The following is a 16,645-nucleotide window of genomic DNA, read 5'->3' as shown; positions in this document are numbered from 1 at the left end:
ACTTCCTTTTCCGCTGCATCGATGAGCCTGACCTCCTCCGGCCCGCAACGCCCCTGGTGGCGCGGCGGGGTCATCTACCAGATCTATCCCCGCAGCTTCGCCGACCATGACGGCGACGGCGTCGGCGACCTGCCGGGCATCATCGATCGGCTCTCCTACATCGCCGACCTGGGCGTGGACGCGATCTGGATATCGCCGTTCTTCCGCTCGCCGATGAAGGACTTCGGCTACGACATCAGCGACTACCGCGACGTCGACCCGATGTTCGGCACGCTGGCCGACTTCGACCGCCTGGTGGAACGCGCCCATGCGCTGGGCCTGAAGGTGGTGATCGACCAGGTGCTCTCGCACACCTCCGACGAATCGGCCTGGTTCAAGGAAAGCCGCGCCAATCGCCACAACGCCAAGGCCGACTGGTACGTGTGGGCCGACCCGCGCCCCGACGGCACCCCGCCCAACAACTGGCTGAGCGTGTTCGGTGGCTCGGCCTGGCAATGGGACGCCCGGCGCCGGCAGTACTACCTGCACAACTTCCTGATCAGCCAGCCCGACCTGAATTTCCATTGCGAAGCCGTGCAGCAGCAGCTGCTGGACGACGTGCGCTTCTGGCTGCAGCGCGGCGTGGACGGCTTCCGCTTCGACGCCTGCAACTTCCACTTCCACGACCGGCAGCTGCGCGACAACCCGCCGGCCGAGGTGCGCGACACCAAGTCGGTGCAGGACAGCAACCCCTACGGCATGCAGCGCCACCTGTACGACAAGACGCAGCCGGAGAATCTGCGTTTCCTCGAACAGCTGCGCGCGCTGCTGAACGAACACGGCGCCGCCAGCCTGGGCGAAGTGGGCTGCGACAACACGCTGGCCACCATGGCGGCCTACACCTCGGGCGGCAACAAGCTGCACATGGCCTATGGCTTCAACCTGTTGACCACCGACAGCAGCGCCGGCTACATCCGCAGCCAGGTGAGCGAGCTGGAACAGGCGCTGACCGACGGCTGGCCCTGCTGGTCGGTGGGCAACCACGACGTGATGCGGGTGCGCAGCCGCTGGGGCGGCGCCGACGCGCCGGCCCACTACAACAAGCTGGCCATGGCCGTGCTGCTGAGCCTGCGCGGCAGCGCCTGCTGGTACCAGGGCGACGAGCTGGGCCTGCCCGAGGCCGACGTGGCCTATGAGCGCCTGCGCGACCCCTACGGCCTGGCCTTCTGGCCCGAGTTCAAGGGCCGCGACGGCTGCCGCACGCCCATGCCCTGGGTGCATTCGCTGCCCGACGCCGGCTTCAGCCGCGTGCCGGCCCACGCCCCCTGGCTGCCGGTGCCGCAGGAGCACGTGGACCTGGCGGTGGACGTCAACAACGACGACCCCGACTCGGTGCTGAACTTCGCGCGCCGCTTCCTGGCCTGGCGCAAGCAGCAGCCCGCGCTGCTCGACGGCGACATGCGCTTCCTGGACGCGCCCGAGCCGGTGCTGGCCATCGAGCGCCGCGCCGAAGGCGGTGGCCAGCGCGTGCTGGCCGTGTTCAACCTGGGCCGTGAGCCGGTGACGGTCTCGCTGCCCGGGGCGCCCGCCGGCCAGCCCCTGCGCGGGCATGGCTTTGGCCCCACGCAGACCGGTGAGCGCGACGGCGCCACCTTCCACCTGCCCGCCTGGGGCGCCTGCTTCCAAAATCTGCTGGACTGAACCGAAGCCGATGGCCAACCTGCAACTCAAGGGCCTGCGCAAGTCGTACGGCGACGTGCAAACGCTGCACGGCATCGACCTGGACATCCCCGACGGTGAGTTCACCGTCTTCGTCGGCCCCTCGGGCTGCGGCAAATCCACGATGCTGCGCTGCATTGCCGGGCTGGAGGAGATCACCGCCGGCGACCTGTACATCGGCGGCGAGCGCGTCAACGAGGTACCGCCGGCGCGCCGCGGCATCGCGATGGTGTTCCAGAGCTATGCGCTCTACCCGCACATGACGGTGGCCGAGAACATGGGCTTCGGCCTGCGGCTGGCCGGCTTCAACCGCCAGCAGCAGGACGAGGCGGTGGCCCGCGCCGCGCAGATCCTGCAGATCGAGCATCTGCTGCAGCGCAAGCCCAAGGCCTTGTCGGGCGGCCAGCGCCAGCGCGTGGCCATCGGCCGCGCCATCGTGCGCAAGCCCGGCGTGTTCCTGTTCGACGAACCGCTGTCCAACCTGGACGCGGCGCTGCGGGTGCAGATGCGGGTGGAGCTGGCCCGGCTGCACCGCGAGCTCAAGACCACGATGATCTACGTGACCCACGACCAGGTGGAGGCGATGACGCTGGCCAACCGCATCGTGGTGTTCAACGGTGGCCGCATCGAGCAGGTGGGCAAGCCGATGGACCTGTACCACCGGCCGGCCAACCTGTTCGTGGCCGGCTTCATCGGCTCGCCCAAGATGAACTTCGTGCAGGGCCAGCTGGCCGCGGCCGATGCCAGCGGTGCCCAGGTGCGCCTGCCCGACGGCACGCTGCTGCAGGTGGCCGCCGATGCGCGCGCCCTGCCGGCCGACAGCCCGGTGACCCTGGGCCTGCGGCCCGAGCACCTGGGCGCCCAGGCGGCCGGCGATGCCCTGCCCGCCAATGCGCTGCGCGGCACCGTGCAGGCGGCCGAGCATCTGGGCGACAGCACCTACTTCTACCTCGACGTGCCCGGCGCCGCCCAGGCGGTGGTGGTGCGCGCCGATCCCGAGAACCCGCTGGCCGCCGGTGACACCGCGCTGCTGGCCGTGCCGCCGCAACGCGCACACCTGTTCGACGCCAACGGCCAGGCCCTGCCGCGCGCCTGACCCGGGCGCCGGCCACTTCCCACCCTCACCAAGGAGAGAGACATGACCATCCAACGTCAACGCATCCGGCTCGTCGCCGCGGCCGCCGCCCTCACGCTGGCCGGCGCCGCCGGCCTGGCCCAGGCCGCCGAGCCCGGCAAGCTGCTGATCTGGATCAACGGCGACAAGGGCTACAACGGCCTGGCCAAGGTGGGCGAAGAGTTCACCAAGAAGACCGGCGTGCAGGTGGTGGTGGAGCACCCGGAAGACGCGCCCAACAAGTTCCAGCAGGCTGCCGCGGCCGGCAAGGGCCCGGACATCTGGATCTGGCCGCACGACCGCGTCGGCGAATGGCTGGGCGCCGGCCTGCTGCAGCCCGTCACCCCGTCGAAGAAGGTGCAGGCCGACATCGATCCGCTGGGCTGGAAGGCCTTCACCATCGGCGGCAAGACCTGGGGCTACCCGGTGTCGATCGAGGCCGTGGCCCTGGTCTACAACAAGGACCTCGTGCCCACGCCGCCCAAGACCTTCGAGGAAGTGATCGCGCTGGACAAGAAGCTGTCGGCCCAGGGCAAGAAGGCCATCCTCTGGGACTACACCAACACCTACTTCACCTGGCCGCTGCTGGGCGCCAACGGCGGCTATGCCTTCAAGGCCAAGGGTGACGGCACCTACGACGCCACCGACACCGGCGTGGCCAATGCCGGCGCGCTCAAGGGCGCCGAGCTGCTGGCCCAGATGGTCAAGGACGGCGTGATGCCCAAGGGCGCGGCCTATGCCGACATGGACTCCGGCGTCAACCAGGGCAAGGTGGCGATGATGATCAACGGCCCCTGGTCGTGGGACAACCTGCGCAAGTCGAAGATCAACTTCGGCGTGGCCAAGATCCCGACCGTGGCCGGTGCCAAGGCCACGCCGTACGTGGGCGTGCTGGGCGCGATGATCTCCAAGGCCTCGCCCAACCGCGACGTGGCGGTGGAGTTCATCGAGAACTACATGCTCACGCCCGCCGGCCTGAAGGCCATCGACGACGACGTGCCGCTGGGCGTGCCGGCCTCCAAGGCCTTCTACGACCAGCTGAAGTCCAACCCCAACATCCAGGCGACGATGGCCAGCGCGCAGGACGGCACGCCGATGCCCAACAACCCCGAGATGGGCCGCTTCTGGTCGTCGATGCAATCGGCGCTGCAGAACGTGACCGAGGGTCGTCAGACGCCCAAGGCCGCGCTCGACGCCGCCGCCAAGCGCATCACCGCCAAGTAAGCGATTCAGGCAGCGGAGCGCCAGCCAGCAGCATGCAAACGACCTCGACCCTCGGCGCGCCGGCCCTGGCGGCGCCGCCCGCTTCCCGGCTGCGCTGGCTGGGCCCCGCGCTGGGCCTGCTGCTGGCGCTGGGTGCGCTCTACATCCTCACCGCCGTCTACCTGGCCGGCGAAACCCTGCTGGCCGGCGCCATCCTGGCCACGCTGGCCATCGCGGCCTGGGTGTACAGCTCGCAGCGGCTGTACGCCTACCGCTACCTCTTCCCCGGCATTGCCGCGGTGCTCATCTTCGTCGTGTTCCCCATCCTGTACACGGTGTCGATGAGCTTCAGCAATGCCAGCTCACGCAACCTGCTGTCGTTCCAGCGGGCCACGCAGTACTTCCTCGACGAAACCTATGCCGGCGAAGGCCGCAGCCTGCAGTTCAGCCTGTATGCCCAGGGCGGCGGCTACCAGCTGCGTCTGCAGGACGAAGAAGCCGGCACCGCCTTCCAGGCCGGCCCGCTGCCGCTGGACAAGCCCGATCCGGCCAAGGTCAAGGCCGTGCCCGCCAGCGGCGAGCCCGGCACCGAGCCGCTGCCGCTGAAAGATGTGATCCGCCTGCAGCCCGCCCTGAAGGCGCTGACGCTGCAGATGCCCGACGGCACCGAGCTGCGCAGCACCGGCCTGCGCAGCTTCGGCCCGGTCAACCACCTGTACAAGCAGGAAGCCCCCGGCCAGCTGAAGAACCAGCAGGACGGCAGCCTGCTGACCGCCAACATGCGCACCGGCTTCTACGAGAGGGCCGACGGCACCGCGGTGCAGCCGGGCTTCCAGGTGGGCATCGGCCTGGAGCACTACCGCCGCATCTTCACCGACGAAGCCTTCCGCGAACCCTTCCTGCGCATCTTCGGCTGGACGGTGGCCTTCGCCGCGCTCACCGTGCTGTTCGCGGCCTCGCTGGGCATGCTGCTGGCCGTGCTGCTGACCTGGGAAGCGCTGCGCTTTCGCAGCGTGTACCAGACGCTGCTGTTCCTGCCCTATGCGGTGCCGGGCTTCATCAGCATCCTGGTGTTCAAGGGCCTGTTCAACAACAACTTCGGCGAGATCAACCTGATCCTCGACGGGCTGTTCGGCATCAAGCCGGCCTGGTTCTCCGACCCGCTGCTGGCCAAGGCGATGCTGCTCATCGTCAACACCTGGCTGGGCTACCCGTACATGATGGTCATCTGCATGGGGCTGATCAAGGCCATCCCGGCCGACCTCTACGAAGCCTCGGCCGTGGCCGGCGCCGGGCCGCTGACCAACTTCTTCCGCATCACGCTGCCGCTGGTGCTCAAGCCGCTGACGCCGCTGCTCATCGCCGCGTTCGCGTTCAACTTCAACAACTTCGTGCTGATCAGCCTGCTGACCAACGGCCGGCCCGACTTCCTGGACACCAAGATCCCGGCGGGCACCACCGACATCCTGGTCTCGTACACCTACCGCATGGCGTTCGAGGACTCGGGCCAGAACTTCGGGCTGGCGGCCGCGGTGTCCACCGTCATCTTCGCGATGGTGGCGCTGCTGTCGTGGATCAACCTGCGCGCCGCGCGCGTGACCAAAGAGGTGAACTGACCATGGCCATGGTGCTCGACAAATCGCACCGCTGGCGCGTGGTGGCCGCCCATGTGTTCATGGTGTGCCTCATCGCGCTGGTGATCTTCCCGTTCCTGATGATCCTGTCGATCTCGCTGCGGCCGGGCAACTTCGCCAGCGGCAGCCTGATCCCCGACCAGATCAGCCTGGAGCACTGGAAGCTGGCGCTGGGCATTCCGTACACCGAAGCCGACGGCCGCGTGGTGCAGCCGCCCTTCCCCGTGCTGCTGTGGCTGTGGAATTCGATCAAGGTGGCCACGCTGTCGGCGCTGATCGTGCTGCTGCTGTCCACCACCGCGGCCTATGCCTTCGCCCGCATGCGCTTCATGGGCAAGGCACAGGCGCTGTCGGCGCTGATGATGATCCAGATGTTCCCGGCCGTGCTGGCCCTGGTGGCGCTGTACACCGTGTTCGACCGCCTGGGCGGCATCTTCCCGGCCTTCGGCATCGACAGCCACTGGTCGCTGCTGCTGGCCTACGCCGGCGGCATCGGCCTGCACGTGTGGACCATCAAGGGCTACTTCGACACCATCCCGGCCGAGATCGAAGAAGCCGCCAAGGTGGATGGGGCCACGCCGTGGCAGGCCTTCCGCCTGGTGCTGCTGCCGATGGCGGTGCCCATCCTGATGGTGGTCTTCCTGCTGGCCTTCATCGGCGCCATCATCGAGTACCCGGTGGCCTCGGTGCTGCTGAGCGAAGAGCGCAAGCTCACGCTGGCCGTCGGCTCGCGCCTCTTTCTGTATGAGCAGCGCTACCTGTGGGGCGACTTCGCCGCCGCGGCCATCCTGTCGGGCCTGCCGATCACGGTGGTGTTCATGCTGGCGCAGAAGTGGATGGTTTCGGGCCTGACCTCGGGCGGCCTGAAGGGATGAAGCCGGCGCACGCACCCCGGGCGCGACGCCGCGCGGCAGCGCTGCGCCTGGCTCCACTGGCTGCAGCCCTGTGGCTGTGCGCCTGCGCCGCCACCGGGCCTGCGGTCGGGCCGGCCGCAACGCCGCCTGTCACCAGCACTGCCACCGTGCCGGCCGCCGCGGCCACCGCACGGCCCGTCGCGGTGCCCGGCAGTTTTGCCGACAACCCCATCGTCTACTTCGTCATCACCGACCGCTTTGCCAACGGCGACCCGACGAACGACGGCGCCTACGGCCGCCAGCGCGAGCCGGGCAACGATGCCGGCACCTTCCATGGCGGCGACCTGCGCGGCCTGAAGCAGAAGCTGGACGAAGGCTGGTTCCGGCAGCTGGGCGTCAACGCCATCTGGATCACCGCGCCCTACGAGCAGATCCACGGCTGGACCCAGGGCGGCCAAGCCTCGTTCAAGCACTACGGCTACCACGGCTACTACGCGCTGGACTACACCCGGCTCGACCAGGCCATGGGCACGCCCGATGACCTGCGCGCGCTGGTGGACGCGGCCCATGCCCAAGGCATCCGCATCCTGTTCGACGTGGTGATGAACCACCCCGGCTACCTGGACCTGCAAACCGCGCGTGAGCTGCTGCCCGAGGTGCTGTGGCCCGGTAGCGAGCAGGCCACGCTGAAGAACTATCACAGCTTCTTCGACTACAACAGCTTCGAGTTCGGCAAGTGGTGGGGCCGCGACTGGGTGCGTGCCGGCCTGCCGGGCTACACCGACCCCGGCCGCGACGACCTCACCTCGCAGCTGGCGCACCTGCCCGACTTCCGCACCGAGAACCCGCAGCCGGTGAAGCTGCCGGAGTTCCTGCGCCGCAAGGCCGACACCGGCGCCGTCGACCTGCCGAACACCTCGGTGCGCGGCTACCTGGTGCGCTGGCTCACCGACTGGGTGCGCGAGTACGGCATCGACGGCTTCCGGGCCGACACCGTCAAGCATGTGGAGCCCGAAGCCTGGGCCGAGCTGAAGCGTGAGGCCACGAAGGCGCTGGCCGACTGGAAGGCGCGCCATCCGCAGCGCAAGATCGACGATGCGCCGTTCTGGATGGTGGGCGAATACTGGGGCCAGGGGCCCAGTCGCTCGCCGCTGCACGACAGCGGCTTCGATGCGCTGCTGGACTTCGACTTCCAGCAGCGGGCCGCGCAGTACACCCGGCCCGAGGCGCTGTTCGCCCGCTATGCCGCCACCTATGCCGGCCGGCCCGGGTTCAGCAACCTGGCCTACCTCTCTTCGCACGACACCACGCTGTTCGACCGCGCCCGCCTGCACGAAGCGGCCACCGCGCTGATGCTGGCGCCCGGCGGCGTGCAGATCTTCTACGGCGACGAGACCGCCCGCCCGCCGGGCGAAGCGCCGCGTGGTGACGAGCAGCAGGCCACCCGCTCGGACATGAACTGGGGCAGCGTGGATGCCGCGCTGCTGGCGCACTGGCGCAAGCTGGGCAGCTTCCGCCAGCGCCACGTGGCCCTGGCCCGCGGCCGGCATGCGCAGCTGCAGGCGGCGCCTTATGCCTTCAGCCGGGTGGACGCGGCCAGCGGCGACGCAGTGGTGGTGGCGATGGACGTGAGCGCAGCCGGCCCAGTGAACGTGGCCGGCGTGTTCGCGGAAGGCGAACGCCTGGTGGATGCCTACAGCGGGCAGGCCCACGTCGTGCAAGGTGGGCAGGTACAGCTGCAGCCGCAGCGCCTGGTGCTGCTCGAACGGGCGCCAGCCCGTTGACGACGGCGCGACATCTGCTAAAAGTGATAACCCGCTTTCCACGCCCGCCCCGACGATGAGCTCACCGCCCCCACCCGTGCCACGCAGTGCACCCCGCCTGCTGGCCGACATCGGCGCCACCTATGCGCGCTTCTGCGTGGAACAGGTGTCTGGCCGCTTCGAGCATGTGAGCGTGCTGCCCTGCGCCAGCTTCAGCGGCTTCGTGGAGGTGGTGCAGGACTACATCAACACCCTGCCCGCCGCGCTGCGGCCACGGCATGCGGCGGTGGCCATCGCCAACCCGATCGAAGGCGACCGGGTGCGCATGATCAACCGCGACTGGGCGTTTTCGATCCGCGATGCGCAGCACCGGCTGGGGCTGGCCACGCTGCTGCTGGTCAACAACTTCACTGCGCTGGCCATGGCCCTGCCCCACATCGGCCCCGCAGGCCGCATGCAGGTGGGCGGCGGCGAGCCGCAGGAACACGGCGTCATCGGCCTCATCGGCCCCGGCACCGGCCTGGGCGTCTCGGGCCTGGTGCCCAGCGGCGCCGATCGCTGGTCCACGCTGGCCAGCGAAGGCGGCCATGCCGGCTTTTCGCCCGCCGACGAGCGCGAGATGAAGATCCTCGCCTTCGCCTGGAAGCAGCACCTGCACGTCTCGGCCGAGCGGCTGGTGTCGGGCCCCGGGCTGGAGCTGACCTACCGCGCCCTGGCTGCCGACGCCGGCGCGCCCATCACCGAGCTGGAAGCCGCCGAGATCGTGCGCCGCGCGATGGACGAGAGCGACGCGCTGTGCCGCGAGGCGGTGGAGTGCTTCTGCCGCATGCTGGGCACGGTGGCAGCCAACGTGGCGCTGATGCTGGGCGCCACCGGCGGCATCTACATCGGCGGCGGCATCGTGCCGCGGCTGGGCCCGCTGTTCCTGCGCTCGGGCTTCCGTGAGCGCTTCGAGCACAAGGGCCGGCTGTCCAACTACGTGGCCCGCATTCCCACCTACTTGGTGACGGCGGAGCACCCGGCCTTCCTGGGCGTGTCGTCGCTGCTGTCCGACCACCTGCCCAGCGCCGATGCCGGCAACCCCCTGCTCGATCGCGTGCGGGCCGCCCGGCCCACGCTGTCGCCGGCCGAAGGACGCGTGGCCGACTTCGTGCTGGCCCATCCGCGGGCCATGCTGAACGACCCCGTGGGCACCATCGCGCAGATGGCCGACGTGAGCCAGCCCACCGTCATCCGCTTCTGCCGCACGCTGGGCATGCAGGGGCTCGCCGACTTCAAGCTCAAGCTCGCTTCAGGTTTGAACGGCAACATCCCGGTGCAGCGTGCCCAGGTGCGCCGCCACGACGCCACGCCCGACCTGTGCGCCAAGGTGCTGGACAACACCATCTCGGCCATCATGCAGTTCCGCGAATCGCTGAACGTGGAGGCGGTGGACCGGGCCATCGGCCTGCTGCGTGGCGCGCGCCGGGTCGAGATCTACGCGATCGGCAATTCCACCGCGGTGGCGGCCGACGTGCAGCACAAGCTGTTCCGCTTCCGCATCCCTTCCAGCACCCACACCGACCTGTCGACGCAGGCGCTGTCGGCCGAACTGCTGGGCCCGCAGGACGTGACGGTGTTCATCAGCAGCTCGGGCCAGCCGGCCGAGCTGGTGCGCGCGGCCACGGTGGCGCTGGAGCGGGGGGCGGCGGTCATCGCCATCACCGCCAGCCATTCGCCGCTGTCGCGCCGGGCCACGGTGTGCGTGCCGGTGGACCATGGCGAAGACGCGTCGAGCTTCATGTCGATGATCTCGCGCATCCTGCACCTGCTGGTGGTGGACATGATGGCCGTCGGCATCGCGGTACGCCGCGAGCCCGACGGCGGCCTGCCGCCCACCGGCACCACACCGGCGGGCAAGGCCGCCGCCGGCGTCCTCATCTCACACGTGGTCTGACTTATTCAGCCTTCACGCAGTCGACGTAAGCCTCGCCGTTCTCTTCCACCAGGCCGTGCACGTCGGTGTGGAAGCCCGGGAAGCGCTTGTTGAAGTCGCGGGCGAACTTGAGGTACTCCACGATCTTGCGGTTGAAGCGCTCGCCCGGGATCAACAGCGGAATGCCCGGCGGGTACGGCGTCAGCAGCGAGGTGGTGATGCGGCCTTCCAGCTCGTCGATCGACACCCGCTCGGTGTCGCGGTGGGCGATGCGGGCATAGGCGTCGGCCGGCTTCATCGCCGGGTCGAGGTTGGACAGGTACATCTCCGTCGTCAGGCGCGCGATGTCACCCTTGGCATACGCCTCGTGCACCGACTGGCTGAGGTCGCGCAGGCCCATGCGCTCGTAGGTGGGATGCGCGGCCACGAAGTCGGGCAGCACCCGCCACAGCGGCGCGTTCTTGTCGTAGTCGTCCTTGAACTGCTGCAGCGCGGTCAGCAGCGTGTTCCAGCGGCCCTTGGTGATGCCGATGGTGAACATGATGAAGAACGAGTACAGGCCCGTCTTTTCCACCACCACGCCGTGCTCGGCCAGGAACTTGGTGACGATGCTGGCCGGGATGCCCGTGGGCGCGAACTTGCCGGAGATGTCCAGGCCCGGGGTGATCAGCGTGCTCTTGATCGGGTCGAGCATGTTGAAGCTGGTGGCCAGGTTGCCGAAGCCGTGCCAGTTGTCGTTGGCACGCAGCACCCAGTCGTCCTGGCGGCCGATGCCGTCTTCGGTCAGCCGGTCGGGGCCCCAGACGGTGAACCACCAGTCCTGCCCGTAGTCCTTCTCCACCTTGCGCATCGCGCGGCGGAAGTCCAGCGCCTCCGACAGGCTTTCTTCCACCAGCGCGGTGCCGCCGGGCGGCTCCATCATCGCGGCGGCCACGTCGCAGCTGGCGATGATGGCGTACTGCGGGCTGGTGCTGGTGTGCATCAGGTACGCCTCGTTGAAGAGGTGGCGGTCCAGCTTCTGGTTCTGAGCGTCCTGCACCAGCACCTGCGAAGCCTGGCTCAGGCCGGCCAGCAGCTTGTGGGTGCTTTGCGTGGCGTACACCATCGCTTCCTTCGGCCGCGTGCGGTTCTTGCCCATCGCGTGATAGGCGCCGTAGAACTTGTGGAAGGCGGCGTGCGGCAGCCAGGCTTCGTCGAAGTGGATGGTGTCGATCCAGCCGTCGAGCTTGGCCTTGATGGTCTCGGTGTTGTAGAGCACGCCGTCGTAGGTGCTCTGCGTCAGCGTCAGGATGCGCGGCTTCACCGTGGCCGGGTCCACGCCCTTGAGCAGCGGGTTGGCGGCGATCTTGGCGCGAATGGCCTCGGGCGAGAACTCGCTCTCGGGGATGGGGCCGATGATGCCGTACTGGTTGCGCGTGGGCGACAGGAACACCGGCACCGCACCGGTCATGATGATGGAGTGCAGGATGCTCTTGTGGCAGTTACGGTCCACCACCACCACGTCACCCGGCGCCACCGTGTGGTGCCACACCATCTTGTTGCTGGTGCTGGTGCCGTTGGTCACGAAGAAGCAGTGGTCGGCATTGAAGATGCGCGCCGCATTGCGCTCGCTCTGCGCCACCGGGCCGGTGTGGTCCAGCAGCTGGCCCAGCTCTTCCACCGCGTTGCACACGTCGGCGCGCAGCATGTTCTCGCCGAAGAACTGGTGGAACATCTGGCCCACCGGGCTCTTGAGAAAGGCCACGCCGCCCGAGTGGCCGGGGCAGTGCCAGGAGTACGAGCCGTCCTGCGCATAGTCCATCAGCGCGCTGAAGAACGGTGGCGCCAGGCCGTCGAGGTAGCTGCGCGCCTCGCGGATGATGTGGCGGGCCACGAACTCCGGCGTGTCCTCGAACATGTGGATGAAGCCGTGCAGCTCGCGCAGGATGTCGTTCGGGATGTGCTGCGAGGTGCGCGTCTCGCCATACAGGTAGATCGGGATGTCCGCGTTCTTGCGACGGATCTCCTCGATGAACTTGCGCAGGTTCAGCACCGCCGGGTCGAGGTCGGGGCCGTCCTGGAACTCCTCGTCGTCGATCGACAGGATGAAGGCCGAGGCGCGGCTTTGCTGCTGGGCGAACGAAGACAGGTCGCCGTAGCTGGTGACGCCCAGCACTTCGAAGCCTTCGCGCTCGATGGCCTGCGCCAGCGCACGGATGCCGAGGCCGGACGTGTTCTCCGACCGGTAGTCCTCGTCGATGATGACGATGGGAAAGTGAAAACGCAGCATGCGTGGAACTCCTGGTGGTCCCCGGTCGGGCGGTGGCGAAATGGGCGTCCAAGCCCTGCAAAGGCGCGGAGTGTAGGGCGTGCACGTGTCGCTACACTGCCCGGCCACGACCGGAGGCCTCATGGACTGGACTGCACCCACCTGGTGGTGGCTCATCACGGGCCTGCTGGTGGCCGTGGAACTGGCCACCACCACCTTCTATCTGCTGATGATGGCGCTGGGCGCCGCAGCCGGTGCGTTGGCCGCGCACGCGGGTGCGCCGCTGGGCCTGCAGATCGCCGTGGCCGCGCTGGTGGGCGGGGGTGCGGTGGCAGCCCTGTATGCCGCACGCCGCCGCCGCCAGGTCACCGCGCCGGCCGCTGACACGGCGATGAACCTGGACGTGGGCGCCCAGGTCGAGGTGCCCGCCTGGCAACCCGGCGGCCATGCCCGCCTGCCCTACCGCGGCTCGCTGTGGAGCGGCCGCTACGTGGGCAGCGGCACGCCGCAGCCCGGCCCGCACGTGATACGCGCGGTCGAAGGCAGCGTGCTGCTGCTCGACCGCATCCCCGGTTGACGCTCTTCCCCCTCAGGTAACACATGGAAATCATCGCGATCGTCCTGCTCGTCGTGACCGTGGTGTTCGTCGTGCGCACCCTCAAGGTGGTGCCGCAGCAGAACGCCTGGGTCGTCGAACGCCTGGGCAAGTACAACGCCACGCTGACGCCGGGCCTGAACTTCCTGGTGCCCTTCGTCGACCGGGTGGCCTACAAGCACTCGCTGAAGGAAATTCCGCTGGACGTGCCCAGCCAGGTCTGCATCACCAAGGACAACACCCAGCTGACGGTGGACGGCATCCTGTACTTCCAGGTGACCGACCCCATGCGCGCCAGCTACGGCAGCAGCAACTACATCGTCGCCATCACCCAGCTGGCGCAGACCACGCTGCGCAGCGTGATCGGCAAGATGGAGCTGGACAAGACCTTCGAGGAGCGCGACGCCATCAATGCCGCGGTGGTGAACGCGCTGGACGAGGCGGCCGCCAACTGGGGCGTGAAGGTGCTGCGCTACGAGATCAAGGACCTGGCGCCGCCGGCCGAGATCCTGCGCTCGATGCAGGCGCAGATCACCGCCGAGCGAGAGAAGCGCGCGCTGATCGCGGCGTCCGAAGGCCGGCGCCAGGAGCAGATCAACATCGCCACCGGCGAACGCGAGGCCAACATCGCCCGATCGGAAGGCGAGAAGCAGGCCGACATCAACCGCGCCCAAGGCGAAGCCGCCGCCATCGTGGCCGTGGCCGACGCCACCGCCGAGGCCATCGCCAAGATCGCCGAAGCCCTGCGCCAGCCGGGCGGCCCCGAGGCCGTGCAGCTGAAGGTGGCCGAAAAGGCGGTGGACGCCTTCGGCCAGCTGGCCAAGACCAACAACACGATGATCGTGCCCGGGAACATGAGCGAGGTGAGCGGCCTGATCGCCACCGCGATGGCCCTCTTCAAGAGCGCCGACGTGCCCGCCACCACCCCCGTGCGCCCGCCCAACACAACGCGCTGACGCCCGCTGCCAAAACGCCCGAAACCTGGGCTACACTCTTGGGCTTCCCGGAGAGATGGATGAGCGGTTTAAGTCGCACGCCTGGAAAGCGTGTGTGGGTTAACAGCCCACCGCGGGTTCGAATCCCGCTCTCTCCGCCAGTGTTTTGAAGCCCCTGAAAGCTGAGTCAAATCAATGACTTAGCGTTCAGGGGCTTTTTGCTTTCCCCCACGCTTTTCCCCCACGCACTTACAGAGAGGCGGCCCTGCCATGTCGCAATCCGAAGGCACAGAACCCAAGGCACCAGTTACCGTCGCGGTGTCACTACAACAGTTCTTGCAAGAGGTTCCGCCTGGCAGCCAAAGAACCGTCAACCTGATCCTGAAGCCCACGAACTATCCTGGCCACTCCAAGGTTGTGCTACCGAGGTTGACGTTCACTTGCGAGGGCTCCGAGTGTGGAGGACCCAGACTGTTTTCTTCGCGAGATGACATCGAACTGAATAGGGGCAAAGGTGCCCGCCACTTCTTAGACTACTGGTGCAACAACTGCCGGGCGGGGCACAAAGCCTTCGCTCTGCGATTCTTCCTTCCCGAAGATGCGGGCAGCTTAGGCCCCGCAGTGATGATGAAGTTTGGGGAGGAGCCGCACTTTGGGCCACCTCCCCCTGAGCGACTCTTGAAGCTCGTTGGGCGTGAGCGCGACTACTTCTTCAAGGGGCTTCGTGCGGAGCGGCAGGCTATGGGCATCGCTGCATTCACCTACTACCGGCGCGTTGTAGACGGCAAGCGGGGGGCCATCTTTGACCGGATCATCTCTGTCTGCCAGCTGATGGGCGGTGATGCGGATTTGGTGAAGGACCTGGAGGCCGCCAAGCGGGAAACCAGGTTCACTGATGCAGTCAAGAAAATCACTCATGCGCTTCCCCAGGCACTCCGCATCAAGGGGGAGGACCCGCTCACCTTGCTGTATGCAGCCCTCAGCGAGGGGCTCCACAACCGGACCGACGAAGAGTGTCTACAGGACGCGGGCGACATTCGATTGGTCCTGACGGAGTTCGTTGAGCGGGTGGACGCAGCGCTGGCTGAAGACAAGGAGATGGACGCCACTGTCAAGCGGTTGATCGAGAGGAAGAACGCCGCGCGCGTAGGTGGCTAAGAATTCGGGTAGGCCCTTTCGGACCCATCCGGTTTACTTTATCGCCCGCAGGCCTCCCGCCAGTGGCTTACCAAGGCCATGCGGTTTGAGCACTTTGCAATCAAGTGCATTGGGGCCTTGCCGGAACAGGCCTTGATCCCTTGAACTTTCGCAGTAAACCCCCACATCGCAAAGGGTCGGGGGATGGTCTCCCGTCTCCAAGAAAGGCAAACATGGCTCAGGGCAAGGCGTACAAAGTGGGAACTATCGTCAAACTGAAGTCGGGTGGCCCCGACATGACGGTGAAGCGATTCACCAACGACGCAGAAACGGTCGTTGACTGCCAATGGTTCGCGGGCAAGAAGCTGGAAAATGGAATTTTTCCCATTGAATCGCTGGAACTTGTGCCGCCCCAACCCAAGGCCCCGTGATGACTCCCGACACGGTAGCGGCTTGGATGCTCGCCCGGGTCGAGCGTGACGGCTGCATCTACCAAGATGACGTGGTGGACTACCTCGTCAAGGCGAAGCGGGAAGACTTGCTGGTCGAGAATGCAGACGGCAATCAGGCCATCGGCAAGTCGGTGCTTGCTGCATTCCTCAAGCTGACTGCAACCACGGTGGTCTGGGTGAAGCCTGACCGCTACTGGCGGTGGCGTGTGGCTGAGGACGAACCGCGCCGGGAAGCTCGGGGCTGATTCGCTAGCAAACCGTTTTGCAGGGCGGGCGTGGGCGTGGTGTTTTCCTGCCTCGTGTAAGGTGTTGGCATGAAAACACGCCCACTTCTGGCGCTGCCCGACTATGAGCGCATCTATCAGGTCATCTACAGCGTTCTTGAGGCAACGGAAGTTGCCCGCACGCATCGGGCCTGCATCCTGTTCACCATCGCGGGGACGTTGATCCTTCGAGAGCATTACAAGCTGCCCGCCATGATCAGCGCCGGATTCATGGGGATGATGGTTGACGAGAAAAGCTCAACCGTCGCCATGTATGGCCGCATGGGTGACGGGCCGGAAAGTGACGGGCAGGCATTTCATGCATGGGTCGAGTGCCAAGGGTGGCTGATTGACTTCATGGCCCCCATCATGGGCATGGCCTTCAAGGAAGACGGGCACCCATTGGACGTGCCGCGCCGGATGCTTCAGAAGCCATTGGCGGAACGGAAGTCCGACATCAACGAGCTACAGCGGGCCGGGGACTTCTACCTTGAACATGATTCCGCGCTTGCTGAATCGCTGATTGACTCCCAATCGGCGGGCTCGATTGACCTAGCGAATGTCTGCCTTGTTTGGTTTCGGCGTCCCCCAGCGGCCGTGAAGGAACTAGCCCTAGGTGACAGTCACGGCAGGCCCAAGAAACTTGTCTTGCGTGCCCCGTCGATTGAGGGCGTTTGGTGATCGTGACCCGATGCAGCGGGCAGGCGTGAGGGGACGGCCTGCAATCAGTTGCACGGCACTAGCGGCGGTCAATCCGTCGCAGTGGTGGCGCGGCCCTTTGCCTGCACTCGCATTCGGCGTTCAACGTCCTTGAGCATGTCCGAAGGCGTGATG

The 16,645-nt window shown here is 67.2% G+C and carries 14 protein-coding genes and 1 tRNA gene; 14 read left to right on the top strand and 1 reads right to left on the bottom strand.

All coding sequences use genetic code 11. The annotated features are described in order from the left end of the window. The first annotated feature begins 21 nt into the window (after positions 1-21). From MW290_RS12995 to glk, 7 genes are read left to right on the top strand one after another with little or no spacing between them, the layout of a single operon-like run. Positions 22-1,680: an alpha-glucosidase family protein gene (locus MW290_RS12995; protein ID WP_250195072.1), complete on the top strand. Its 1,659-nt coding sequence runs from the start codon at positions 22-24 to the stop codon at positions 1,678-1,680. A 10-nt stretch (positions 1,681-1,690) separates the two neighbouring features. Then, a complete protein-coding gene (locus tag MW290_RS12990; protein WP_250195071.1) occupies positions 1,691-2,794 on the top strand; it encodes an ABC transporter ATP-binding protein in 1,104 nt (367 codons plus the stop codon). A 42-nt stretch (positions 2,795-2,836) separates the two neighbouring features. Continuing rightward, on the top strand, positions 2,837-4,036 hold the full coding sequence (gene malE, locus MW290_RS12985) for a maltose/maltodextrin ABC transporter substrate-binding protein MalE (RefSeq protein WP_250195070.1): 1,200 nt from the start codon (positions 2,837-2,839) through the stop codon (positions 4,034-4,036). Between the two features lie 32 nt (positions 4,037-4,068). Beyond that, entirely contained in the window at positions 4,069-5,631 is a 1,563-nt protein-coding gene (gene malF / locus MW290_RS12980; RefSeq protein ID WP_250195069.1) for a maltose ABC transporter permease MalF, read from the top strand. Between the two features lie 2 nt (positions 5,632-5,633). Further along, complete coding sequence (malG, locus tag MW290_RS12975; protein ID WP_250195068.1) at positions 5,634-6,524, top strand: maltose ABC transporter permease MalG; 891 nt, start codon at positions 5,634-5,636, stop codon at positions 6,522-6,524. Next, positions 6,521-8,287, top strand: coding sequence for an alpha-amylase family glycosyl hydrolase (locus MW290_RS12970; RefSeq protein ID WP_250195067.1), 1,767 nt, complete (start codon positions 6,521-6,523; stop codon positions 8,285-8,287). The genes malG and MW290_RS12970 overlap by 4 nt, the downstream gene beginning before the upstream one ends. A 55-nt stretch (positions 8,288-8,342) precedes the next feature. Continuing rightward, positions 8,343-10,202: a glucokinase gene (gene glk, locus MW290_RS12965; RefSeq protein WP_250195066.1), complete on the top strand. Its 1,860-nt coding sequence runs from the start codon at positions 8,343-8,345 to the stop codon at positions 10,200-10,202. A 1-nt stretch (position 10,203) separates the two neighbouring features. Here the strand turns inward: glk and MW290_RS12960 are convergent, their stop codons facing one another. Continuing rightward, positions 10,204-12,450 carry an arginine/lysine/ornithine decarboxylase gene (locus MW290_RS12960; protein ID WP_250195065.1) on the bottom strand — a complete coding sequence of 749 codons (2,247 nt, stop codon included), beginning with the start codon at positions 12,448-12,450 and terminating at the stop codon, positions 10,204-10,206. Between the two features lie 121 nt (positions 12,451-12,571). Here MW290_RS12960 and MW290_RS12955 point away from each other — a divergent pair, with 121 nt between their 5' ends. The 7 genes from MW290_RS12955 (at position 12,572) to MW290_RS12925 (ending at position 16,492) form a co-directional block, all read left to right on the top strand. Beyond that, complete coding sequence (locus MW290_RS12955; protein WP_250195064.1) at positions 12,572-13,006, top strand: NfeD family protein; 435 nt, start codon at positions 12,572-12,574, stop codon at positions 13,004-13,006. 23 nt (positions 13,007-13,029) lie between these two features. Continuing rightward, positions 13,030-13,980, top strand: coding sequence for an SPFH domain-containing protein (locus MW290_RS12950; protein WP_250195063.1), 951 nt, complete (start codon positions 13,030-13,032; stop codon positions 13,978-13,980). Between the two features lie 49 nt (positions 13,981-14,029). Continuing rightward, positions 14,030-14,120: transfer RNA gene (locus tag MW290_RS12945), tRNA-Ser, on the top strand. Positions 14,121-14,637: 517 nt separating this feature from the next. Continuing rightward, complete coding sequence (locus MW290_RS12940) at positions 14,638-15,117, top strand: hypothetical protein (RefSeq protein ID WP_250195062.1); 480 nt, start codon at positions 14,638-14,640, stop codon at positions 15,115-15,117. Between the two features lie 212 nt (positions 15,118-15,329). Then, on the top strand, positions 15,330-15,527 hold the full coding sequence (locus MW290_RS12935; RefSeq protein WP_250195061.1) for a YodC family protein: 198 nt from the start codon (positions 15,330-15,332) through the stop codon (positions 15,525-15,527). Next, a complete protein-coding gene (locus MW290_RS12930; protein ID WP_250195060.1) occupies positions 15,527-15,793 on the top strand; it encodes a DUF6953 family protein in 267 nt (88 codons plus the stop codon). The genes MW290_RS12935 and MW290_RS12930 overlap by 1 nt, the downstream gene beginning before the upstream one ends. Positions 15,794-15,862: 69 nt before the next feature. Then, positions 15,863-16,492 (top strand): DUF2026 family protein, encoded by a 630-nt coding sequence (locus tag MW290_RS12925; RefSeq protein ID WP_250195059.1) that lies wholly within the window; start codon positions 15,863-15,865, stop codon positions 16,490-16,492. Positions 16,493-16,645 lie beyond the last annotated feature (153 nt).

Origin of the sequence: Aquincola tertiaricarbonis, assembly GCF_023573145.1 — a bacterium.
Lineage (GTDB): Bacteria > Pseudomonadota > Gammaproteobacteria > Burkholderiales > Burkholderiaceae_C > Aquincola > Aquincola tertiaricarbonis_B.
The sequence above is the reverse complement of the archived record's forward strand: the minus strand, read 5'-3'. Positions and strand labels throughout refer to the sequence as shown.

What these genes read in the sequence shown, in the direction of transcription:
- malG (WP_250195068.1), top strand. Translation starts at nt 5,634, where the DNA reads ATGGCCATGGTGCTCGACAAATCGCACCGCTGGCGCGTGGTGGCCGCC.
- MW290_RS12925 (WP_250195059.1), top strand. Translation starts at nt 15,863, where the DNA reads ATGAAAACACGCCCACTTCTGGCGCTGCCCGACTATGAGCGCATCTAT.
- MW290_RS12955 (WP_250195064.1), top strand. Translation starts at nt 12,572, where the DNA reads ATGGACTGGACTGCACCCACCTGGTGGTGGCTCATCACGGGCCTGCTG.
- MW290_RS12970 (WP_250195067.1), top strand. Translation starts at nt 6,521, where the DNA reads ATGAAGCCGGCGCACGCACCCCGGGCGCGACGCCGCGCGGCAGCGCTG.
- MW290_RS12935 (WP_250195061.1), top strand. Translation starts at nt 15,330, where the DNA reads ATGGCTCAGGGCAAGGCGTACAAAGTGGGAACTATCGTCAAACTGAAG.
- MW290_RS12990 (WP_250195071.1), top strand. Translation starts at nt 1,691, where the DNA reads ATGGCCAACCTGCAACTCAAGGGCCTGCGCAAGTCGTACGGCGACGTG.
- MW290_RS12960 (WP_250195065.1), bottom strand. Translation starts at nt 12,450, where the DNA reads ATGCTGCGTTTTCACTTTCCCATCGTCATCATCGACGAGGACTACCGG.
- MW290_RS12995 (WP_250195072.1), top strand. Translation starts at nt 22, where the DNA reads ATGAGCCTGACCTCCTCCGGCCCGCAACGCCCCTGGTGGCGCGGCGGG.
- glk (WP_250195066.1), top strand. Translation starts at nt 8,343, where the DNA reads ATGAGCTCACCGCCCCCACCCGTGCCACGCAGTGCACCCCGCCTGCTG.
- malF (WP_250195069.1), top strand. Translation starts at nt 4,069, where the DNA reads ATGCAAACGACCTCGACCCTCGGCGCGCCGGCCCTGGCGGCGCCGCCC.
- MW290_RS12950 (WP_250195063.1), top strand. Translation starts at nt 13,030, where the DNA reads ATGGAAATCATCGCGATCGTCCTGCTCGTCGTGACCGTGGTGTTCGTC.
- malE (WP_250195070.1), top strand. Translation starts at nt 2,837, where the DNA reads ATGACCATCCAACGTCAACGCATCCGGCTCGTCGCCGCGGCCGCCGCC.
- MW290_RS12930 (WP_250195060.1), top strand. Translation starts at nt 15,527, where the DNA reads ATGACTCCCGACACGGTAGCGGCTTGGATGCTCGCCCGGGTCGAGCGT.